General features: G+C 27.9%; 21 protein-coding genes. 19 read left to right on the top strand and 2 right to left on the bottom strand.

The genetic code is table 11. The features are described 5' to 3' along the window. The 19 genes from Q0V15_RS05595 to Q0V15_RS05685 all read left to right on the top strand — a co-directional run. Positions 1–881, top strand: an 881-nt coding sequence (locus Q0V15_RS05595) for a phage major capsid protein (protein ID WP_297436833.1), incomplete at its 5' end; no start/stop codon positions are given. A gap of 6 nt (positions 882–887) precedes the next feature. Further along, complete coding sequence (locus Q0V15_RS05600; protein ID WP_297436834.1) at positions 888–1187, top strand: head-tail connector protein; 300 nt, start codon at positions 888–890, stop codon at positions 1185–1187. Beyond that, positions 1174–1509, top strand: a complete 336-nt coding sequence (locus Q0V15_RS05605) for a phage head closure protein (protein WP_297436836.1) — start codon at positions 1174–1176, stop codon at positions 1507–1509. The genes Q0V15_RS05600 and Q0V15_RS05605 overlap by 14 nt, the downstream gene beginning before the upstream one ends. After that, positions 1502–1951 carry an HK97-gp10 family putative phage morphogenesis protein gene (locus tag Q0V15_RS05610; protein ID WP_297436838.1) on the top strand — a complete coding sequence of 150 codons (450 nt, stop codon included), beginning with the start codon at positions 1502–1504 and terminating at the stop codon, positions 1949–1951. Before Q0V15_RS05605 ends, Q0V15_RS05610 begins: the two co-directional genes overlap by 8 nt. A 4-nt stretch (positions 1952–1955) precedes the next feature. Beyond that, entirely contained in the window at positions 1956–2318 is a 363-nt protein-coding gene (locus Q0V15_RS05615) for a hypothetical protein (RefSeq protein ID WP_297436840.1), read from the top strand. Between the two features lie 19 nt (positions 2319–2337). Further along, positions 2338–2991, top strand: a complete 654-nt coding sequence (locus Q0V15_RS05620; protein ID WP_297436842.1) for a major tail protein — start codon at positions 2338–2340, stop codon at positions 2989–2991. Between the two features lie 167 nt (positions 2992–3158). Beyond that, on the top strand, positions 3159–3500 hold the full coding sequence (locus Q0V15_RS05625) for a phage tail assembly chaperone G (RefSeq protein ID WP_297436844.1): 342 nt from the start codon (positions 3159–3161) through the stop codon (positions 3498–3500). Next, a complete protein-coding gene (locus Q0V15_RS05630; protein ID WP_297436846.1) occupies positions 3500–4099 on the top strand; it encodes a hypothetical protein in 600 nt (199 codons plus the stop codon). Before Q0V15_RS05625 ends, Q0V15_RS05630 begins: the two co-directional genes overlap by 1 nt. Before the next feature lie 14 nt (positions 4100–4113). Beyond that, positions 4114–7785 carry a phage tail tape measure protein gene (locus Q0V15_RS05635; protein WP_297436848.1) on the top strand — a complete coding sequence of 1224 codons (3672 nt, stop codon included), beginning with the start codon at positions 4114–4116 and terminating at the stop codon, positions 7783–7785. Further along, on the top strand, positions 7782–8477 hold the full coding sequence (locus Q0V15_RS05640; RefSeq protein ID WP_297436850.1) for a distal tail protein Dit: 696 nt from the start codon (positions 7782–7784) through the stop codon (positions 8475–8477). Before Q0V15_RS05635 ends, Q0V15_RS05640 begins: the two co-directional genes overlap by 4 nt. Before the next feature lies 1 nt (position 8478). After that, a complete protein-coding gene (locus Q0V15_RS05645; protein ID WP_297436852.1) occupies positions 8479–9891 on the top strand; it encodes a hypothetical protein in 1413 nt (470 codons plus the stop codon). Between the two features lie 18 nt (positions 9892–9909). After that, positions 9910–11649 (top strand): phage tail protein, encoded by a 1740-nt coding sequence (locus tag Q0V15_RS05650; RefSeq protein WP_297436854.1) that lies wholly within the window; start codon positions 9910–9912, stop codon positions 11647–11649. 18 nt (positions 11650–11667) lie between these two features. Then, complete coding sequence (locus Q0V15_RS05655; protein ID WP_297436857.1) at positions 11668–11925, top strand: hypothetical protein; 258 nt, start codon at positions 11668–11670, stop codon at positions 11923–11925. A 26-nt stretch (positions 11926–11951) separates the two neighbouring features. Next, positions 11952–12155: a hypothetical protein gene (locus Q0V15_RS05660; RefSeq protein ID WP_297436859.1), complete on the top strand. Its 204-nt coding sequence runs from the start codon at positions 11952–11954 to the stop codon at positions 12153–12155. A 141-nt stretch (positions 12156–12296) separates the two neighbouring features. Further along, entirely contained in the window at positions 12297–13088 is a 792-nt protein-coding gene (locus tag Q0V15_RS05665; protein WP_297436861.1) for a GH25 family lysozyme, read from the top strand. A 209-nt stretch (positions 13089–13297) separates the two neighbouring features. After that, positions 13298–14344 (top strand): ATP-binding protein, encoded by a 1047-nt coding sequence (locus tag Q0V15_RS05670; RefSeq protein WP_297436863.1) that lies wholly within the window; start codon positions 13298–13300, stop codon positions 14342–14344. A gap of 4 nt (positions 14345–14348) precedes the next feature. Further along, positions 14349–16571, top strand: a complete 2223-nt coding sequence (locus Q0V15_RS05675) for a S8 family peptidase (protein WP_297436865.1) — start codon at positions 14349–14351, stop codon at positions 16569–16571. Between the two features lie 702 nt (positions 16572–17273). Continuing rightward, positions 17274–17822 (top strand): SUKH-3 domain-containing protein, encoded by a 549-nt coding sequence (locus tag Q0V15_RS05680; RefSeq protein WP_297436867.1) that lies wholly within the window; start codon positions 17274–17276, stop codon positions 17820–17822. A gap of 126 nt (positions 17823–17948) precedes the next feature. Beyond that, entirely contained in the window at positions 17949–18407 is a 459-nt protein-coding gene (locus tag Q0V15_RS05685) for an SUKH-3 domain-containing protein (protein ID WP_297436869.1), read from the top strand. A gap of 216 nt (positions 18408–18623) precedes the next feature. Here Q0V15_RS05685 and Q0V15_RS05690 read toward each other — a convergent pair whose 3' ends face one another. Then, a complete protein-coding gene (locus Q0V15_RS05690; protein WP_297436871.1) occupies positions 18624–19109 on the bottom strand; it encodes a hypothetical protein in 486 nt (161 codons plus the stop codon). Positions 19110–19324: 215 nt separating this feature from the next. After that, positions 19325–20398 (bottom strand): replication initiation protein, encoded by a 1074-nt coding sequence (locus Q0V15_RS05695; RefSeq protein ID WP_297436873.1) that lies wholly within the window; start codon positions 20396–20398, stop codon positions 19325–19327. Between the last annotated feature and the right edge of the window lie 131 nt (positions 20399–20529).

The following is a 20529-nucleotide window of genomic DNA, read 5'->3' on the forward strand; positions in this document are numbered from 1 at the left end:
CGATACCTGCTGATATTCAAACAAAAATAAATACAATATTACAAGATGGAACAGATTTATATAACTTAACAGATTTCGAACTTGTTGCAGCTAAAACGGGTAGCAGAGTTTACGAAACAAGAGCAAATCAAAAACCTATGCAACCATTAGTTGAAAACAAAGCAATTCCAGTAAGTGGAGATACTCCAACACTTCAAAAATTAACATTCTCATTAAAAGATTTAGGTGATTTTATGTCTATACCTAATGATTTATTAAAATATGCTGATGCATCACTTGAAACATGGATAATTAATTGGTTTGTAGATAAAGTTAGAGTTACAAGAAACTTTGAAATTTTATATGGAGTTGGTGGAGACGCTCATGCCACAGGTATATTTACAACTGATAAATATACTAAAGTTGTAATGGCTAAAACACCTACACTTAATGATTTTAAAAGTGCAAAAAATGTTAAGCTTTTAAATATATTTAAAGCAACTTCAATGTGGATAGTTAATCAAGATGGATTTAATTACTTAGATTCACTTGAAGATAAACTTGGAAAACCTTATTTACAACCAGATCCAAAACAATCAACACAATATTTATTCCTTGGACTTCCAGTACTTGAAATACCTAATGATGTTATGAAAACTGATACTACTATTCCTATATTACTTGGTGATCCAAAGCAAGGTTATAAGTATTTTTCAGATGGATCATATCAACTTGCTACAACAAATATTGGAGCAGGAGCATTTGAAACGAATACAACTAAAGCAAGAATCATGATGAACATCGATGGAAACGTAAAAGATTCAGACGCTTTATTAATATTAGAGATTCCAAAAGACGGAATAGAAGTTGCGAATTCAGATGCTGAGAAGCCAGCAGTTTAATATTTTATGATAGTAAAATTAGAAGATGCTAAAAATTATTTAAGAGTTGATTGTGATGGCGAAGATGATGATTTAATAACAGGACTTCTATTAGCTGCTGAGGAATATTTATTTAATGCAACAGGAATAAGATTTACCTCAGAATGTAACACAGCAGTACTTTATTGCAAGATATTAGCTTATGATTGGTATACTCATAGAGAACTTGCTACAGATAAGAAAGTATCTAATCAAGTTAGGTTCACATTAACATCAATGATGGCACAATTAAAATATGGTGGTGGCAATATAAATGCAGCTAAATAATAGAATTAGTTTTTATAAAGAAGAAAATGGCATAGATACTGATGGTTATAGAGTAAATAATAAGCCAGAAGCAAAGTATAAATGTTGGGCAAGTGTTAATAAATACTTTAGTAAATTACAGTTTGAAGCTACAAATTTAGATATTAATAAAAGTCTTAATATTTCTATTAGATATTGTAAAAAAGCCATTGAATTATTATCTGATGAAAGTATTAAGAATATAATAATTGAATTTAATAAAGTTAAATATACAGTTGCAAGCGTAGATCCCTATAGGTATCCAAAAGAATATATAGTGATTGTAGTAGTTGCATATGGGTAATTGTAGCTTTGATATAAGTGAATTAAAAGAATTAATGGCTAAAGTTGTAGAACTTTCAAATCCTCATGAAATAGCTAAAATAGGTAATAGCATTGTAACAAAAGAAGGTAAAGAAATACAAAGTACAGCTAAAAGTTTAGCACCAGTAAGTGCAGATAGAAGTAAATCAGGAAGATGGAATAAGTCAGGGCACTTTAGAGTTGAGCCACCAACACATTTAGCTGATGCAATACCACTTAAAATTAAAAATGATTTTGCTTGGATTGGATGGGAGAAAAGTGATGTAAGTCCTTATTTTTATGCTAAATTTGCAGAATGGGGAACTTCAAGAATTGCACCACATCCATTTTTACAGCCCGCACTTGAAAAGCATAGAGAAAATTTTTTTAATCTTGTGCAAACTACTTTTACGCAGCTTGTGCAAGATAGTATAGGAGCATAAAGAAATGATACAAAAAGATATAGACTTAGATGCTTATATATATAAATTATTAAATACTCTTGGAGTAACGGTAAGCTTTGGTTGGTATGATGGAGCATTAAAAGATACTCATATAACATATCAACCTTATAATATTTTTACTGATGCTAGTGATTATGCGAATAACCAGTGTAAATTTATTAAAACATTATATCAAGTTGATATATGGACTCTTGATAGAAAAGTTTTAAATGATTTAAAAGGGAAAATAACTAAATTAATATTAAATAACGATAGTTGTTACTTTAACGACTCTCGTTATTTTTTTGAAACAGATACTAAAATTTATAGATACGGTATCAAATTTACAATAATACAAATGATGTAAGAAGAAAGGAATTGAGAATATGAAAAATGAATTAAATAGTTTTGGTAAATTTATAGGATTATCTGATATATTTGCAGCTAAAGTTTTAACAAACAACTCAACAGAGTTTATTACAGAAGAACCATTTTATTTAGCTGATGCTTTATCAGCTAAATATACACCTAAGTTTAATGAGGCAATATTTTGGGGTAACGACTTACCAAAACAAACAATGAATTCTTTTCAACAATCAAGTGTAGAACTTAAAGTTGCTACACTTCCACTTGATAGAATTGCTAAATTACTTGGAAAACAAGTAGATAAAAATGGTACTTTAATAGATTCTGCTAATGATAAAGCACCAACATTTGCACTTGGTTACAGGTCTGCTAAATCAGATGGAACAGCCGAGTTTACTTGGATTTATTGTGTTACATTCTCAGATTCAGGAAGTAATTACGAATCAAAAACTGATAAATTAAAAGGGCAAGATATAACAATTAAAGGTATAGCTCTATCAAGAGAAAAAGATAATTATATTAGAGTTAGAAATGGAGAAAATGATTTTATTGATGCTGGAATAACAACAGCAAAAGATATACTTGATACTTGGTTTGCAAAAGTATATGAACCAGATGGAATATTAACTCCAGTAATGCCAATACCACAAATACCAGTGAAGCCAACAGCTTAATAATTTAAGTTTTAGAACTGAGATACTTTTATCTCAGTTCTTTTTAATTAAATATATATAAAGGCTACAAACCTTGATAAATAGCGGGTTAAATTGTCTTAACGTACGATATCCGCATTTTCCGGACGATACACCTGATAAAAAATAAATAAAGTGAGGTAATTGATTTGAAAATTATAGTTAATAAAAAAGAGTTTAAAACAGAAAAGATAATGGCGGGAGCTATTATAAAGTCAGAAAAAGTATTAGAAGTTATGAATAAGTTTGCAAATAAAAATGATAATGAAGTTCAAGAAGAACTTATAAAAGATGGTGGCATGGGGCAAATGATAAATACAATGACTGATTTTATAGCATGTGTATTTGATAATCAGTTTGAAAAAGAAGATTTACTTAATCAATTTGAACTTGGAGATCTATTTATGTTATGTACGGAAGCTAGTAAAGCTATTAGTGAAAGAAATCAAAAATCATTATCTAAATATGAGAGCATGGCTGAAAAACTTTAATGGATAAAAAAGAAATTGGATTATTTATTAGAATAAATGAAATGGATCATAAGCTTCATACATCTTCAATAAAAGGTAAAAATATATTTGCTTATTTAGAACTTAAGCAATTTTTACAAGAGTCTAAAAATAATAACATAACTGATATTGAAAATAATAAAGAATATTTAACTTTAATATCAAATCTATGTTGTACCTTTTTACGAATAGATTTATCAGCAACGCAACTCCTTAATAATAGCCATTTAGATGAAATCAAAGATAAAGTAAAAGTTCTATATGATTATATACAATATTTAATAGAACCGTTGCTACAACAAGCTTTTAAGCAGTTTATTACTATAAAAGAAGATGTTGTAAAAAAGAAATCTGTATTTGATGAATATGATAAGGAAAAAAACATTAAAAAGTATGAAGATAATGCAGAAAATCAATTAAATATTTTATTATCTTTATATAATATCGGAATGGAAAAGAATCAAAGTTTTTACGATATAGATGAAAAGATAGACTTTATAAGATTTCTTAAATGGGTAGATTATTATTTTAATATAATTAAACCACTTGAAGAAGAACAAATGAAAAATGAAAATCCTTAGAAAGGAGGTTCAAAATGAGTAATGAAGCAGTTGTAAAGATAGGATTATCAGCAAGAGAGTTTCAACAAGGCATGAGACAAATGCAAAATGAATTAAGGCAATCAATGTCTGAATTTGATTTAGCATCTGAAAAAGCTAAATTGTTTGGAACAACAGCCGATTATCTTGGAGCACAGGTTGAGAAACTTAGTGCACAACTTGAAGCAGAAACTGCAATACTTGGAGAACAAAAAGCATTTATAACTCAACTAGAAGGCGATCAAGTAAAACTTGCTGAGGCTCAAAAACTTGTAGGAGTTTCACTTGCTGACTTAAATAATGAGAGAAAAGAATCTTTAGCTGAGTACGGAGCTGAAAGCGAACAAGTAAAAGCATTAGATATAAGTATTGCATCACTAAATAAAGAATATATTGCACTTGATAGAAGTATAGCTAAAAATAATACTTCACTTGCAAGAGCAACGACTCAGGCTAATAGAACTGAAATGTCTACACTTAGGACAGAAGCTAGTTTAAATGGTCTTAACAGGCAACTTGCTACAAGACATTTAGACTCTTTTGCTACAGGTATGGGAAGAATTTCATCGGGTGCAGATAGAGTTGCAAATAAATTGATGCCATTAAGCTTAGGTATAGGAGCAGTTGGAGCTATTAGTGCTTATAATAGCATAAAATTTGAAGATGCAATGGCAAAAGTAGGAACTATCGCAGATACTTCACAAGTTCCACTATCAGGATTAAAAAAGGAGATATTAAATTTATCTAATCAAACTGGAACCAGTGCAAGTGATATTGCAGAAGCTACGTATCAAGCATTATCGGCAGGGCAAAATACAAAAGATGCAGTAGAATTTGTTGCACAAGCAAATAAACTTGCAACAGCAGGATTTGCAAATAGTGCTGACGTTGTTAAAACATTAGCGGTAGCAATGAACTCATATGGTATGAGTGCTAGTCAAGTTGGAACCGTATCAGATAAATTATTAAAAGTTCAAAACTTAGGTATCACTACAGTAAAAGAACTTGGTCAAACATTAGCACCAGTAATTCAAATAGCAAGTGGTGCTAATGTTGGCTTTACTGATTTAACTACATCTATGGCACTATTAACGCATGCTAGTGGGGATACAGCTTTATCAGCAACTCAACTAAAAGGTATGATTGCTGAATTAAATAAAACTGGTAGCAAAAGTTCTGATATATTAGAAAAATTAACACATAAATCATTCTCTGATTTAATGAAAAGTGGTATGAGCTTAGGGCAAGTAATTCAATTGTTAAGTGGGTATGCAAAGAAAAGTCATACTTCAATAAATAATTTATTTGGAAATATAAGAGCTGGTGGTGCTGCATTAGCAATGAGTAAGGCAGGACTTAAATCTTATAACGGTATGCTCAAACAAATTAAAGATAGTTCAGGACTAACAAATAAATCTTTTAAAGAAATGACTAATACAGCTGGATTCAAACTTAAAAAATCTTTTATAGAATTACAAAACAGTGCTATAAAGCTTGGAGATGCGTTAACACCTGTAATCATTACAATATCAAAAGGACTTACTAAAATAGCTAGTGCTATTGGTAAATTATCACCTGCACAACTTAAAACAATAACTGAGGTAGGTTTAAGTATTATTGCATTTACAGGATTTATGAAAGTATTAAGCCTTGTAACTGGTGGAATAGGTACTCTTACAAAAGGATTATCAAGTACAGTTAAATTCTTTATGAAAAGTGGAGAAGGTGCAAGTGGTGCAAGTAAATTATTATTAAGTTTTAAAAAGACTGCTGTAGGAACAGGAAAATTAGTAGCAAAGTCTGCTAAGGGAATTGGTAAAGCATTTGCGGTTACTGGAAAAGGTATTGCAAAAGTATCTAAAGCTATAGGTAAAGAATATGCCAGTACTTTTAAATCTATTGGAAAAGGTAGCGTTAAGGCTACTAAAGGTATTGGTAAAGGTTTTAAAATAATGGGTTCAAGTATTTTAAAAGGAACTAAAGCACTTGGAAGTGGTGTTGCTAAATCATTTAGTTTAATGAAAACAGGAATTTTAAAAACAACATCATTAATATCTAAAGGAGCAATCAAAAGTTTTAGTCTTATGAAAACTGGTGCTATTAAATCAGTTAAATTACTTGGCACTGGTGTTACCAAATCATTTAAACTTATGGGTAAAGCTATTAAAAATTCAGATAAAATAATACTTAGATCCCTAAAAGGTTTAAAAGATGGAGCCATTAAATCAGTTTCTCTTATGAAAACTGGAATAATTAACTCAGGAAAGCTTATTAAAACTGGCGTTACTAAAAGTTTTAGTCTTATGAAGAAAGGTGCTATTAACTCAGTTAAACTTTTAAAAGATGGAGCTATTAAATCATTTGGATTAATGAAAACTGGACTTATAAAGTCAGGAAGCTTAATTAAAACAGGAGTTATGAAAACTTTTGATTTAATGGGAAAAGGTATTACGAAATCTATAAGTTTATTAAAAACTGGGGCTATCAAATCATTTGGACTATTAAAGACGGGTTTACTCGGTTCAGCTAATCTAATTAAAACAGGAACCCTGAAAAGTTTTGATTTAATTAAGAGTGGTACTTTAAAATCTATAGGATTAATTAAAGATGGAGCATTAAAAAGCTTTGAACTTATGAAAACAGGAATACTTACAGCTAGTTCCGCTATCGGAAGTGGCTTTAAAACTATGGCTAGTGTAATTGGAACTGGTGCTAAAAGCATGATATCAGGCTTAAGAGCAGTATGGGCAGTAATGCTTGCAAATCCAATCACGATGATAATTGTAGCAATTGCTGCGATTGGAATTGCTTTATATGAATGTTATGAGCATTGTGCTTGGTTTAGAAATAAAGTCGATTGGATTTGGAAGGAAATCAAACAAATATTTATGGGATTCATTCATTTCTTAGAAAATGTCTTTAAAGGCAAATTTACAGGTGTAATTGGTGTACTTGTTTTACCTCTTAGATTATTTATGCAAAGATGTGTAAACACTTGGAACAATATAAAAGAAATCTTTGACGGATTTATCGACTTCTTTACAGGTGTGTTCACAGGTAATTGGAGTCAAGCATTTCAAGGATTAAAAGAAATTTTCACAGGTGTATTTGGAAATTTAGCAGGAATAGCATCTAGTGCTATGAATGCAGTATTATCAGTAGTTATGCCTATTATACATTCAATAGAATCTGCCTTTAGTGGAATTATGAGTGTTATACATACAGTTTCTAGTGCTGCATCTTCTGTAGGTCATACAGTTTCTCATGCATTAGGATTCCATGTAGTATTACCACAAAACAATATACAACCACAACACAATCCACAATCAAGATTTTTAGCTATGCCAATTAATACTAAAAAACCAATTAATTTTAGTTTAGCAAGTCAGACTCCTACAAGTTTAAATTCTTTAAATAGTTTAACTACGGGATTAACGGGTGCAAGTGGTACTTTAAATAATATATCTAATGATATAAATATTGAAGCTATTATAACTGGTGCAGTAGATAAAATAATAACAAAGCTAGAAAGTTCTAAGAATCATAAAGAAATTAATTTAAAGGTAATCCTTAATGGTAAAGAAATAGCTTATGCCAGTAATGATTATCAAAATAGAATGAATGGTAAAGAAATAGAACTTCAAAAAAGAATGAGAGGTATAACGTGAAATATTTAGAATTTAATAATAGAAGTTCAGAAGATTTTAAACTTGGAATTATTAAAGTTAATATCGGTACACCAGTTCCAAATTTAATAACAGAAACAATTCCATATTCAAATGGAACTCTTGATTTTAGTACAGTTGCAACTGGTGGACTTAAAACATTTAGTGATAGAACTATAACCATTGATTTTAATTATATTGGTGATACTATAGAAGATTTATATAATAGATTTAGTGAGATAAGCTCTTGGTTACTTGGTGGAGTTAAAGGTGATATAATATTTAATTATATTGATGGTACTTATACAGGTCAATGCACCCAAATAAGTACTTTAGATAGTTTTATCAGTTTCGGTAAATTTACAGCTACATTTAGTTGTTATCCATTTTTAGATACAGGGAACTATGGTGATTATCTATGGGATCCCTTTAGTTTTGAAGATGGAATTGTTGCTGATGAGTGGATTGTGAATACTGGGGATATTATAAAAATTGATATTAAAGGTATTGATGTTAATCCGCTTATTGCTGCAAGCAAAGATTTAACTATAAGTTTAAATAATAAAAATTATAATCTTAAAATGGGTGATAATAAAATATTTGGACTTTTATTTAAAAATGGAGTTAATGAAATATTAATAGCCAATGCAGATAAAGCTAGTATTAATTTTACATTCAAAAAGGAGACAATATAAAATGGCTGACATTAGTAATGAAATTAATCTTTTAAATCATGCAAAATTTGGAAAAGATGTTCGAGGTAGTCTAGCATCTGGGCTGACAAAAATAAATGATGAATTAAATATAGGGAATAAAATAGTTAATAATTTAGATAACATAGACTTTGAAACTTATAGCAATATAAAAATTGCAAAAGGAACTTATAATATCGAAAAAACTATACTTATTCCTTACGGTTGTTCATTAACGCTTGATCGTTCTACAAATTTAATAGTAAATGATAATATAATTGGAATAGAAATTGACTGGGGCGGAAAATTAAATGGTGGAATGGTAACAGTTGCTGCAAAAGATTATACAAGCGATGCTATTCACGCACATGGAATACCTAATGATTTATATACCATGTTCTTAACTAATATTAGAGCAATTACAGTTGCTACGAATACAGGTGGTGGAACTGCTATTAAATACGTTGATGATACAGGTCATGGTATTGTATATTCAACAACGCAAGATATTTTTATTAACGGTAGTTTTGATTATGGACTACATTTTGATTCAGAGGTTGATGAGGGTTGGGCGAATGCTAATCTAATAGATAATATAACTTTTCAATGGGTTCGAACACCTATCAAAGGTAGTATGACTTCTAATCCAACAGATCCAAAGAAAATGGGAAGTTTCTCAACTAATAAAATTAGTAATATACAAATAGAAACTGGAAAAGATTTTGTAACTGCAATAGATATAGACTGTATAGCTCAATTTAATACAATTGAAGCGATGTGCTGGGATGTTGATGAGGCATATAAAGGAAATATATATCAACTTGGAGAACATACAAGCGATAACCAATTAAAATTCCCTATGGCATGGGCTCTTAATTACCTAGATAAAGGTAAAAACAATGTTTTAGATAATATGCAAAAGAAAGAAGCTATAAGTTTAACTGATAAAGGGATTTATACACTAGATTTAATGCATTTAGATGAAAGAAAACAATATCCTATAATCTTTAAAGATTTTGCAAAATTATTTATAACTAAAGCTAGTACTTATAGCGGATATAAATATGGTGGAAGTATAGAAGTTAATTGGGTAGCAAATGCATGGGGAAATAGATTCCCTTACTATAATATTTTAATAATGCTTCAAGAACAAACATTTATGACATCATCTATAAAAAGTGATGATACTGCAAGTAGTTTAGCCATTTATCTTCGTGGTGGTGGAATTTATAGAATAGTTGATTATAATATGGGACTTAACGGAGCACCACTACTTGTTACAGATACCTATACTGATAATAAACTTACTTGTGCTCCTATTGATGCATTTGCTACCAGTTCTATTAAAAACGGTGTTTATGCGAATACTGGAATAGTTGATATTAATTTAGGGTCAGGTGTTGGAAACTTTTTATAATAATGAGGTGATATAAATTTGTTTAAAATAAGAGTTAAAGGAATAAATCAAGATATTATATGTATCAATAAAAGTTTAAAGCTTGTTAAAAATCAAGCAGCTATATTAACTTTTGAACTACAGCTTGGTAGTTATTATTATAATAAACTTCATAAATATTTAGATTATATTGAAGTTACTGACGAAAAAAATAATATATTAATTTTTGAAGGAAGAGTTATTTCAAGTCCATTAGAAATGGATGATACAGGTACTTTTACTAATATAGTTACTTGTGAAGGTATACTAAATTATTTTAATGATACAAGTGTAGGTAAGTGGGAGTTTCATCCTTCTAGCTTACCTACAACTGCTAGTAAAAATGCTATAGCTAATGCAACAGTAAAAACACTTTTTAATAAAGTAATTGATAACCATAATTCAAAAGTAGAAAAAACAAAACAAATTCAAGTTGGAAATATAGAAATAAATGATTCTATTTTTGTTAAAACCAATTATGAAACAAGTTTAGCCACTATGTTTACTAAAATAGTAGATAAACATAGTGGTTATCTTATTATAAGAAATGAAAAAGGTATAAATTATTTGGATTTTTTAATTAATAATCCTATAAGAAAAGTACAAAATATAGAACTTGGCTTAAATATGAAGTCTATAGAGGTTGACGATAGTTCGAATATTTTCACAAGAATTATTCCATTTGGTAAAGATGGTATAGATATAAAGAGTGTAAATAATAATTGTGAATATATTCAAGATAGTCACTTAGCTGCAAAGTATGGAATTATTGAAAAAGTTATGAATTGGGACGATGTAACGATTCCTATGAATTTATTAAATAAAGCAAGTGCTGCATTTTCAGAGGTTAAGCTAAATATAGAACAAATTAAACTTACTGCATTAGATTTAAGTTATATAGATAATAATTTTGAAAAGCTAAAGTTGTTTACTCCAGTTAGAGTTATAAATAATGTCATAAATTATAATAATACACATGAAATAATTTCTATTAATATAGATTTGGATTATCCTCATAGAAGTACATTTGATTTAAATTTAACAGCTCAAACAAGTAATAATTTTATAAGTAACTTCACAGAGCAAGCTAATTCAAATCAAAATCAACTTAATTCATTTGGTAATGAACTAAGTTCCAAAACATCTAATAGTGATTTAGAAAATTATAAAAAACAAAATATGACCTTATTTAATGGAAATGCTAAAGATTTAAAAGAAATAAATTCAAATATAAAAAACCTTAAGAAAGAAATTGATGATAAACCTAATAGTGATGACTTTATAACAGCAATAACAACCTCAATGAATAAATTTAAATTTATTCTTGGAGAAGGAACGCCTTTAAGTATTACAAATAATTATCTATCAATGACTTTACAAGATAATTCAAAGTTTGTACTTAGTGCTGATGGAATGCAGCATATAGTCAAAGATGTTAAATATAATTATTATTCACTTTATTTTAGTGATTATATAAAAGTTCATAGCGGAGAGCCAAGTATTATAACAATTCCAGATATGTTTAAGGATAAAGAATATAAAATATTATATTCTATTAGTAATATATCCCCTGAAAACGCTACAGATTGTTTAAACGGTTATGATATTAAAATATTGAACAATGATAAGACAAACTTAAAAGTAACCTTAGAAGCTGATATAAAGATGTTTAATCCACGTACTGAAACAAGTTCATATTTAAGAGGTTATGGAACTATAACTTATACAATTTTAGCATAAAGGAATAGGAATAAAATAATGAATGATGAAAATTTAAAATTAATATTAGAAACTCATAAAGAAAAAATTAAAATTAATGAAGAGCATATAAGTAAACTCGAAGAAAAGATAATAGAGCAGATACAAGATACACAAGAAACTAGAAATGATTTAAAGAACTTATGCAAATCTGTAGAAAGCCTAACAAGTACGGTTAAATATTTATGTATGACACTTGCAGGGTTTTTACTTGGGTTTTTCGTATGGATGATACAAAATCATTTTGTTATTAAATAAATTAAAAGAAAGAAGGATAAAAACAAATGAAAATTATCAAAGAAATATTAAACAGATTAAAAAACACAGGAACTATTATAGCCATAGCAGGAGCTATTCTATTGATTTTAAATAATCTTGGAATGCTTGTAGATAATCAAAAAGTAATGATTATAATAAACGCTATATGTAGTATTGGCGTAACACTCGGAGTATTAAATAACCCAACTACACCACACCTACAAAAATAAAATCAAATACTGGCAGTGAAACGATAGAGCTTGAAGGCTCTTTTTTTATTGCCTAAATATATAAAACCTAATAATTATTACCGTCTGACATTGTCAGACATAAGTCAGACAAAATAAATTAAATGAAAGAAGGAATTTATAATGATGAATATTAAAGGAATAGACATATCAAACTACCAAGAAACTATTAATTTAAATGAGGCAAAAGATGCAGGTATAAAAGTATGTTATATAAAATCAACTGGCGGACAAACTTATGTAGATCCATTGCTTAGACAAAATTATAATAAAGCAAAAAAGGCAAGTCTTGATATAGGATTCTATCATTTCATGTACGCATATGATGATGGAGCAGTTCAAGCAAGATTTATGCTAGAGAATATAAAAGAATTTGATTATAACTGTCGAATAGCAATAGATATCGAAATAACATCTAATCAAAGTGCTGCAACAATAAATAAATGTGTTCATGACTTTGCTACTGAAATAACGAACCAAACAGGTCACTATCCATTAATTTATACTAACCTTAGCTTTGCTAATGACTACTTAGATGCAAGCCTTAGAAAGTATGGTTTATGGCTTGCTGAGTATGGAGTAGATAATCCATCAACTAGCACAGCATGGGGAAACGATTTAACAGGATGGCAATATGCTGATAATGGAAACTTTACAGGAACAACTGACCTTGATGTATTTAATACTGGTGTTTATATTCCATGCGCAGAAAAAATTCATACTTTAGAAGCAGGTGATTATGCAACAGTAACCGCAACTACTTTAAATGTTAGAAGTGGAGCAGGAACAAACTATGAGATAATAGGTAAAGTTAAAGCAGGTGATAAGATACAACTTGCTGGCAAAGTAGGTAATTGGTGGTCAACTTATTATGGAGAGCATGGTGGATTTATGTATGCTGACTACTTAAAATAATTTAGAATATTAATTCAATTTATGCGTATACTTAATAGAGTGAAGATTTCAACGAACTAACTTACCTTAATATAACCTAAAAGCCAGACAAGTATGACTGTACTTGTCTGGCTTTTATTTTATTTATTTTTAAAAATAGAAAAATAGTCCCAATAGTATTAATTTTGTCCCAAGTATGATACTATTTATTTATAATGGAGGTTGATATTATGAAAAAGAAAAATATTTTAAATTTAATTAAATATTATTCAGATAATAACGAAATAGGATTTAGAAATGAAGCTTATGAAATCGCTAAATATTTTGACACTATAGGTGATTATCAATTATCTGAATATATTATGGCTTTAATGTCAAATACAAATACTTTTACTCCTCAAATAAATCAAAATGATTTATGTTTTTTTAAAAAAGTAGAACTTAATTATGTTTCCTTACCTTTACCAGAAGTTATTAAAGAAGATATAATAGGTATAGTTAATGCCGTAGGGCATAATGCGGGAATTAATAAGTTTTTATTTAAAGGCGCTCCTGGAACTGGAAAAACTGAAACAGCAAAACAAATTGCACGTATATTAGAACGTGAGTTATATATAGTTGATTTTGATTCAATAATTGATAGTAAATTAGGTCAAACATCCAAAAATGTAGCAGCGCTTTTTAAAGAAATCAGTGAATTTTCACAACCACAAAATTTAATAATTCTTTTTGATGAGATTGATGCATTAGCTATTGACAGAATAAATTCAAATGACTTACGTGAAATGGGTAGAGCTACATCAGCTGTATTAAAAGGATTAGATGGATTAAATGAATCTATAATGTTAATAGCAACAACAAATTTATTTGATTCTTTTGACAAAGCATTGGTACGAAGATTTGATTCAATAATCGATTTTAATCGATATACTAAAGAAGATTTAGTTGAAATCGCAGAATCTATATTAAGTGAACTGTTAAATAAATTTAAATTTGCCGGGAAAAATATGAAGTTATTTAAAAAAATTATAGCATTAATGGATGATATACCTTATCCAGGAGAATTAAAAAACTTAATTAAAACATCAATTGCATTTAGTGACCCCACAGATGAATTTGATTATTTAAAAAAATTATTACGTTCAACAGATAAAAATAAAAAAAATTCAGATTTAAAAAAAATGCAAAACAATGGATTTACAGTACGAGAAATAGAACTTTTAACTGGAATTTCAAAAAGTCAAGTTTCAAGAGAATCAAGAGAATCAAAGGAGTGATTAAATGAATCAACTTTTAAACCTCAAGGGAAAATTTGAGCAAGCGGCAAGTTCTAATAGACCAGGGGCTATTAATTTACCTAAAGGTGTTCAGGTAACTATAACTCATTTAAAAAAATTAAAAGAAAATTTAAATGAATTAATATCTTTTTGGGAAGAAAATCAAGCTTTAAACGGAGCTTTAATAAGTGTATACTACATTGATGTTATAGCAAAAAGCAGAAGAATAAAAGGGTTTTTATCTAAAGGAAAATTTACAGCAAACAGTTCTATTGTTGGTGCAAAATTTGTAGGTACAGCTAAGAAGAAACATATTATTACTCATTATATTAGCTTAGACCTATTAAAAGAAAATTTCAAAATACTTTCATCAATTATCATAATTTTAAAGAACGAATTTAATGGAACAATCACTTATGATGATATTGAAAAATTAAATAAAAAAGAAAAAAAATATAATAGTAGCCATTTAATTTGTAAAACCAAGTTTCTTAATATCATTGTGGATTCTCATTATGTAGAAAAATTTTCTCTTAATGAAGATATAAATAATATCACTGGTGATTCCATTATTACTATTTATAAAACTAATATTGATACAATAAAACTCATGGAAAAATTAGGAATTCCATTACTTTCAACTCGTTTAATAAATGAAACAACTATGTTATTGACACCTGACCAATTAGCTTTATTAAAAGAAACAGCTCCTTATCTGATTGCAATGGCTACAAGCGATATTTCACAATTAACAAAGGATGATTTTTCATTTTGTTCTAGTAAACAAATTTTTATTCCAAAACCTAATAAAGAACCGATAATTGGTGTTATAGATACAATGTTTGATAAACATGTTTATTTTTCAGAATGGGTTGAATTTAAAAATATGTTAAGAGAAGAAATTGAATTATCCTCAGAGGATTATATCCATGGAACAGCTGTAACATCTGTAATTGTTGATGGACCTAATTTTAATCCTAATTTAGATGATGGCTGTGGAAGATTCAGAGTAAGACATTTCGGAGTAGCAACAGCTAAGCAATTTAGTTCATTTACTGTTTTAAGAGCAATAAATGAAATTATACTAGCAAATAGAGATATTAAAGTATGGAATTTATCTTTAGGATCTACACTAGAAGTTAATCAAAATTCAATATCACCTGAAGCAGCAATTTTAGATAAAATTCAATATGAAAATGATGTAATGTTTATAATTGCAGGGACAAATAAAACAAAAAAAGATGGGGAAATTAAAGCTATAGGAGCGCCTGCAGATTCTATTAATTCATTAGTAGTTAATTCTGTGAACTTTAAAAATGAACCAACAACATATTCAAGGGAAGGTCCTGTATTATCATTTTTTACAAAGCCAGATATTAGCTACTATGGTGGTGATGATAAAATCCCTATTAGAGTATGTACACCAATGGGAGAAAGTTATGTAACCGGAACATCATTTGCAGCACCATGGATTACAAGAAAAGTAGCTTATTTAATCAATGTTATCGGCCTTAGTAGAGAAGTTGCTAAAGCATTAATAATAGATTCAGCTTCAGGATGGGAAAAGGGGGAGATATCTTCACATTTAATCGGATTTGGAGTTGTTCCTATACGAATTGAAAAAATCATTAAATCTGAAAAAGATGAAATCAAATTTGTATTAGCAGGTACATCTGAAAAATTTGATACTTATAATTATAATATTCCAATCCCAATATATAAAGATAAACATCCATTTATTGCAAAAGCTACTTTGTGTTATTTTCCTTGTTGTGAAAGAAATCAAGGTGTTGATTATACCAATACAGAATTAGATATTTACTTTGGTAGAATAAACGGTTCTAAAATACAATCAATAAATAAAAATATGCAAAGTATTGGAACTGAACATTATCTTAATGAGACAAATGCAAGAAAATTATATAGAAAATGGGATAATGTAAAGCATATTAAAGAAATTTTAAAAAAAGGTTCACGCCCTAAAAAAGTTTATGCAAGTGGTATATGGGGAATTAGTATAAAAACTAAAGAACGACTAGACAAAAAATTTGGTTATGGTATAAAATTTGGTGTAGTTATTACCTTAAAAGAACTTAATGGCATAAATAGAATAGATGAATTTATAAAACAATGTTTATTTAGAGGATGGTTAGTAAATAGAGTAGATATAGATAACCAAATAGATATTTATAATATTGCAGAAGAAGAAATTAAATTTGATGAATAGTTATAATCAAAACTTAAGAAATATATATTTCTAAACTTCCAACAAATCATAAATTAAAGTTATACGTATAAAGCCTCTTATCTGATATAGATAACTATAAACCAAGTTAGCGCCTAAGTTTAAACCTACACTACATGTAGCATACGATAATACTTTAATAACATTTAACTATTATAATTTATGAGGACTGTTAATATAAGCATTCTATTAGTCTTATTAACGTTTGATTTAACTTAGTGTATATTTTATGATTAAATAATCAAACGTACTAGACTATAAATTTAATGCCAAGATAATAATTCTAATACATTGATATTTCACTATATTCTAGTATCGTATGAAACTAACACTACTCTTTAAATCTTATTCGCTTAAATTCTATTATGCGAATAGCTTTCCACAAACAAAGTAATAGAGCCAGTTATAAGACTTCAAATCTTATGACTGGCTCTATTTTGCGTTAAAACACCTCAAAAGGCGAATAACTTTATCGTTATTCAATATAAAAAAATGATAAATTATAAATCTTATTCTCTTATTATTTATTATACGCATAACTTTATAATATGAAAATTTAGTTTATATAAATTGATTTAAAATATCTTTTACTTTGGACTAATAGAAATCATTGCTGCTTTGTATTTGTCACAGAATAATTGTATTTTATAATTATAAAAAATATAATTATTAGGAGAAATAACAATGAATGAAAAATCAAAAGAAATATTAAAAAAAGAGGGATGGTATGAGGGAAGAAAGATTGATATTACTGAACTATTAAAATATTATGATAATGAAAATCTTAACGAGATATATAGAAAGAATTTTGAATTGGAAGTATTTCCAAAAGCAAAGGAATTTTTAGAGGAATTTGGAGATATAATTATAAGTAAAAAACATCCTTATCACATATTTGATTTAGGAAGAGCTTTTAAAACTAAGTATTCTCCAAAATATGCTGAAGAGATTAGTATTCTTTTAAATCAAAAAACTTTAGTTATTGGAATGTGCTCAGGTGGAATGAATATTATTTATATAGTTGAGTCAGGGGAAATATATGATTCTTATGGATATCTTGCTAAAGATATATATGAAATGTGGGACTCAATTTTAGAAACAATACCAGAATCTGAAATGCCACATAGAACTTGGGAACAGCTAGGTCTTCTAGATGAACTTTCAAGAATTGAATCTGAAGTATATAGAAAATATAAAAAGCAACACGCTGATAATCAAGTATTAAAATTATAAACTTCTTCGCTTAAAGCCTCATTTGCGAATAAGTTTTGCACTAATAGGAATCATTATTGCTTTGTATTTGTCACAAGATAATTGTACTTTAGAATTATAAAAAATATAATTATTGGGGGAATATTAATGAATGAAGAATCAAAAGAAATATTGCGTAAAAATGGTTGGTATGAAGGGCGAAAAATAAATGGGGCTGAATGGTATCAATATTATGAAAGGGGTGGTGTAAGAGTATTTGATACTTTTAAAAAGTTTTTTGAAGAATTTGGATTATTGAATATAAAATATTTAACCCAATATGGATCAGAAACAGATGCAAGTATAATTCCAACAATATATATTCCGAAATCTTTTGAAGGGTTAATCTATGAAGATGAAGAAGATATTTTAGAATATCAAGAAATGAGTGGTGAGGAATTATTACTAGTAGGTATTTTTAATTTTGGTAATATAAGATTATTTATATCAGAATCAGGAAAGTTTTATGATCAATATGGTTTTATAGCTAAAAACAAAGATGAATTATGGCACTGTATTTTTAATGATAACTTTCCAAATTTTATAGCATATGAAAATTTAGTTTAAAACTTAACAGTATTGACACCAGTAGGTGTTGGTGCTGTTTTTCTATCCTTAGCAAGTGTCAAAACTCAGTATCATAACGAATATATTAATTTACAACTAATTAACCTCTAGTTAGTAATTTAAATATATAATAATAAGTGATTTCATTATCCTAAGGCAACTTTTCAATCTTTTAAACATAAAAAGAGAACTCCAGTGTCTAGGAGTTCTCTTTTTTTATTTTGAAAACATCTTTTGAAAGAAACTTTTATTTTTAATTTCTTTTTCATGAGCTTCTACTAACAATTTCTTTTCTTTAGATAATTCCTCTATACTTGTTAATGCTTTTAAATTAAGTTGTTGCTCTTGGTCTACCATATTTATATTTTTATGCAGCAATTTTCTTAAATCAATATTCTCATCTTCTAAAAATGTAATTCTAGTTTTAAGCATTTTACTTTCATTCTCTAAAGAAGTTATCTTTTCTCTTAATATTAAATCTTCTTTATCATCTTCTGTTATTGATATTTCATCTTCTTTTATATCTGGCTTATCTATTCCAAACTCTATTTTCAACTTATTTAAGACATTTTCACTAACTTTCGTTACCCCTTTAATCTTCATTACTTGGTCTTTATACTCTTCATTTTTTATCTTTTTATATATCGTCTGCTTTGATACTTGCAAGGTTTCTTCAAGTTCAGCTATACTATATAAATTCATTAAAACTCCCCTTATCATTTTAATTCATCTTAATATTTTTAGTTTATTTTTAACTCACTATTATAAAATTCTATATTTTCCTTCAAAACCCTCTATTTTTATTTAAAATATAATAATACCTGTACAAATTAAGAATGACACCTGTACACTTTAAAATAAAAAAATCTATCTATCGAATGCAAATTCAATAAACAGATTTTATTTTTATATTAAATTTATTCATCCCAACCAAATAAACTTTCATCCGCTTTAATGTCTCTGCTTTCAAAGTTTGGTTCTCTTTTCTTACTTTTTCCCTTAACTTTTTTATTTTTTAACAAGTTCTCTATTATTCCTTTAAGGTATTTTAATGGAGCTTTAACATTTTCTGCTGCAACAAGTATCTTAACGGCTTCATTAACTATTTTTATATCATTATCTTTAATAAGCTTATTAATAGTTCTTACTGATAGTTTACTTTTAGCTGCAAGGAGTTCACTATCGGAGCTAACATCTACTTTAAAATCCTCAACTTCAATTTGTCCAGCTATTGGAATATTTCCATCACTATCTATCTTTTCTTTTTTATTTTCATTAAAATTATACATTGCTGGCTCAAGATCCTTTACTTCAAATGTAATTGATTCAACTTCTTTACCTACCCTATTATATTTAACTTTTTTTATTTCCATCATCTTTTTAGATTGTATATCTTCGATTGCTGTTTCTATAACTCTAATTTTAAAATTATTAAATTTAGTATATTTAGTTTCCATGCATAAAAATTTCCGAAGTTCTATTACTTTATAAGTAATAGACTTCCATCCACCTTCACATTTTATATATTTTTTCACAGATTCTGCTCTTAGCAACTCATATATACGTTGTGAACTAGTTCCATTTAAAGTTGCATATTTTGTTAAAGATAGTGAACTAAATCCATCTTTCTTATAAGAATTTACTAGTTTTATAAAAATAGGTGATAATCCTATTTCAAATGCATTTTCATCTTTAACGTATTCATATCCTGCTATAATTGCTGTATCTATCCATCCATTTTCATTAACCTGACTTATATCATTACTTTTTAATTTCTTTAATATTGCATTTATTTCTTTTACACTATGTAATGCTTTATTGTTAGTCATTCCTTTAATATCATTAATACTTATTTTTGCAATTAAAGTTTGTTGATTTTTCTGTATATCTAAAAATACTTTGTTTATAATTTTATTTTCTAACATAGTTAAATCAAATTTCGCTTTTATTAATTTATTATTTTTTAAAAGAATTTGCATATCATCCATCATTTAATCACCCCACAAATCCATATTAATACAATATGACTACACTGTCAACTTATAATGTAGTCATGTTTCCTTAAATTGTAGTCATGTTTCCTTAAATTGTAGTCATGTTTCCTTAAATTGTAGTCATGTTT

This window comes from uncultured Clostridium sp., assembly GCF_947036855.1.
GTDB lineage: Bacteria > Bacillota > Clostridia > Clostridiales > Clostridiaceae > Sarcina.

Bases quoted from the DNA above. Each gene is read 5' to 3' on its own strand.
- Q0V15_RS05690 (WP_297436871.1), bottom strand. From the start codon at position 19,109: ATGAATTTATATAGTATAGCTGAACTTGAAGAAACCTTGCAAGTATCA.
- Q0V15_RS05665 (WP_297436861.1), top strand. From the start codon at position 12,297: ATGATGAATATTAAAGGAATAGACATATCAAACTACCAAGAAACTATT.
- Q0V15_RS05610 (WP_297436838.1), top strand. From the start codon at position 1,502: ATGGGTAATTGTAGCTTTGATATAAGTGAATTAAAAGAATTAATGGCT.
- Q0V15_RS05660 (WP_297436859.1), top strand. From the start codon at position 11,952: ATGAAAATTATCAAAGAAATATTAAACAGATTAAAAAACACAGGAACT.
- Q0V15_RS05615 (WP_297436840.1), top strand. From the start codon at position 1,956: ATGATACAAAAAGATATAGACTTAGATGCTTATATATATAAATTATTA.
- Q0V15_RS05675 (WP_297436865.1), top strand. From the start codon at position 14,349: ATGAATCAACTTTTAAACCTCAAGGGAAAATTTGAGCAAGCGGCAAGT.
- Q0V15_RS05600 (WP_297436834.1), top strand. From the start codon at position 888: ATGATAGTAAAATTAGAAGATGCTAAAAATTATTTAAGAGTTGATTGT.
- Q0V15_RS05605 (WP_297436836.1), top strand. From the start codon at position 1,174: ATGCAGCTAAATAATAGAATTAGTTTTTATAAAGAAGAAAATGGCATA.
- Q0V15_RS05670 (WP_297436863.1), top strand. From the start codon at position 13,298: ATGAAAAAGAAAAATATTTTAAATTTAATTAAATATTATTCAGATAAT.
- Q0V15_RS05630 (WP_297436846.1), top strand. From the start codon at position 3,500: ATGGATAAAAAAGAAATTGGATTATTTATTAGAATAAATGAAATGGAT.
- Q0V15_RS05695 (WP_297436873.1), bottom strand. From the start codon at position 20,398: ATGATGGATGATATGCAAATTCTTTTAAAAAATAATAAATTAATAAAA.
- Q0V15_RS05680 (WP_297436867.1), top strand. From the start codon at position 17,274: ATGAATGAAAAATCAAAAGAAATATTAAAAAAAGAGGGATGGTATGAG.
- Q0V15_RS05620 (WP_297436842.1), top strand. From the start codon at position 2,338: ATGAAAAATGAATTAAATAGTTTTGGTAAATTTATAGGATTATCTGAT.
- Q0V15_RS05635 (WP_297436848.1), top strand. From the start codon at position 4,114: ATGAGTAATGAAGCAGTTGTAAAGATAGGATTATCAGCAAGAGAGTTT.
- Q0V15_RS05685 (WP_297436869.1), top strand. From the start codon at position 17,949: ATGAATGAAGAATCAAAAGAAATATTGCGTAAAAATGGTTGGTATGAA.
- Q0V15_RS05645 (WP_297436852.1), top strand. From the start codon at position 8,479: ATGGCTGACATTAGTAATGAAATTAATCTTTTAAATCATGCAAAATTT.
- Q0V15_RS05655 (WP_297436857.1), top strand. From the start codon at position 11,668: ATGAATGATGAAAATTTAAAATTAATATTAGAAACTCATAAAGAAAAA.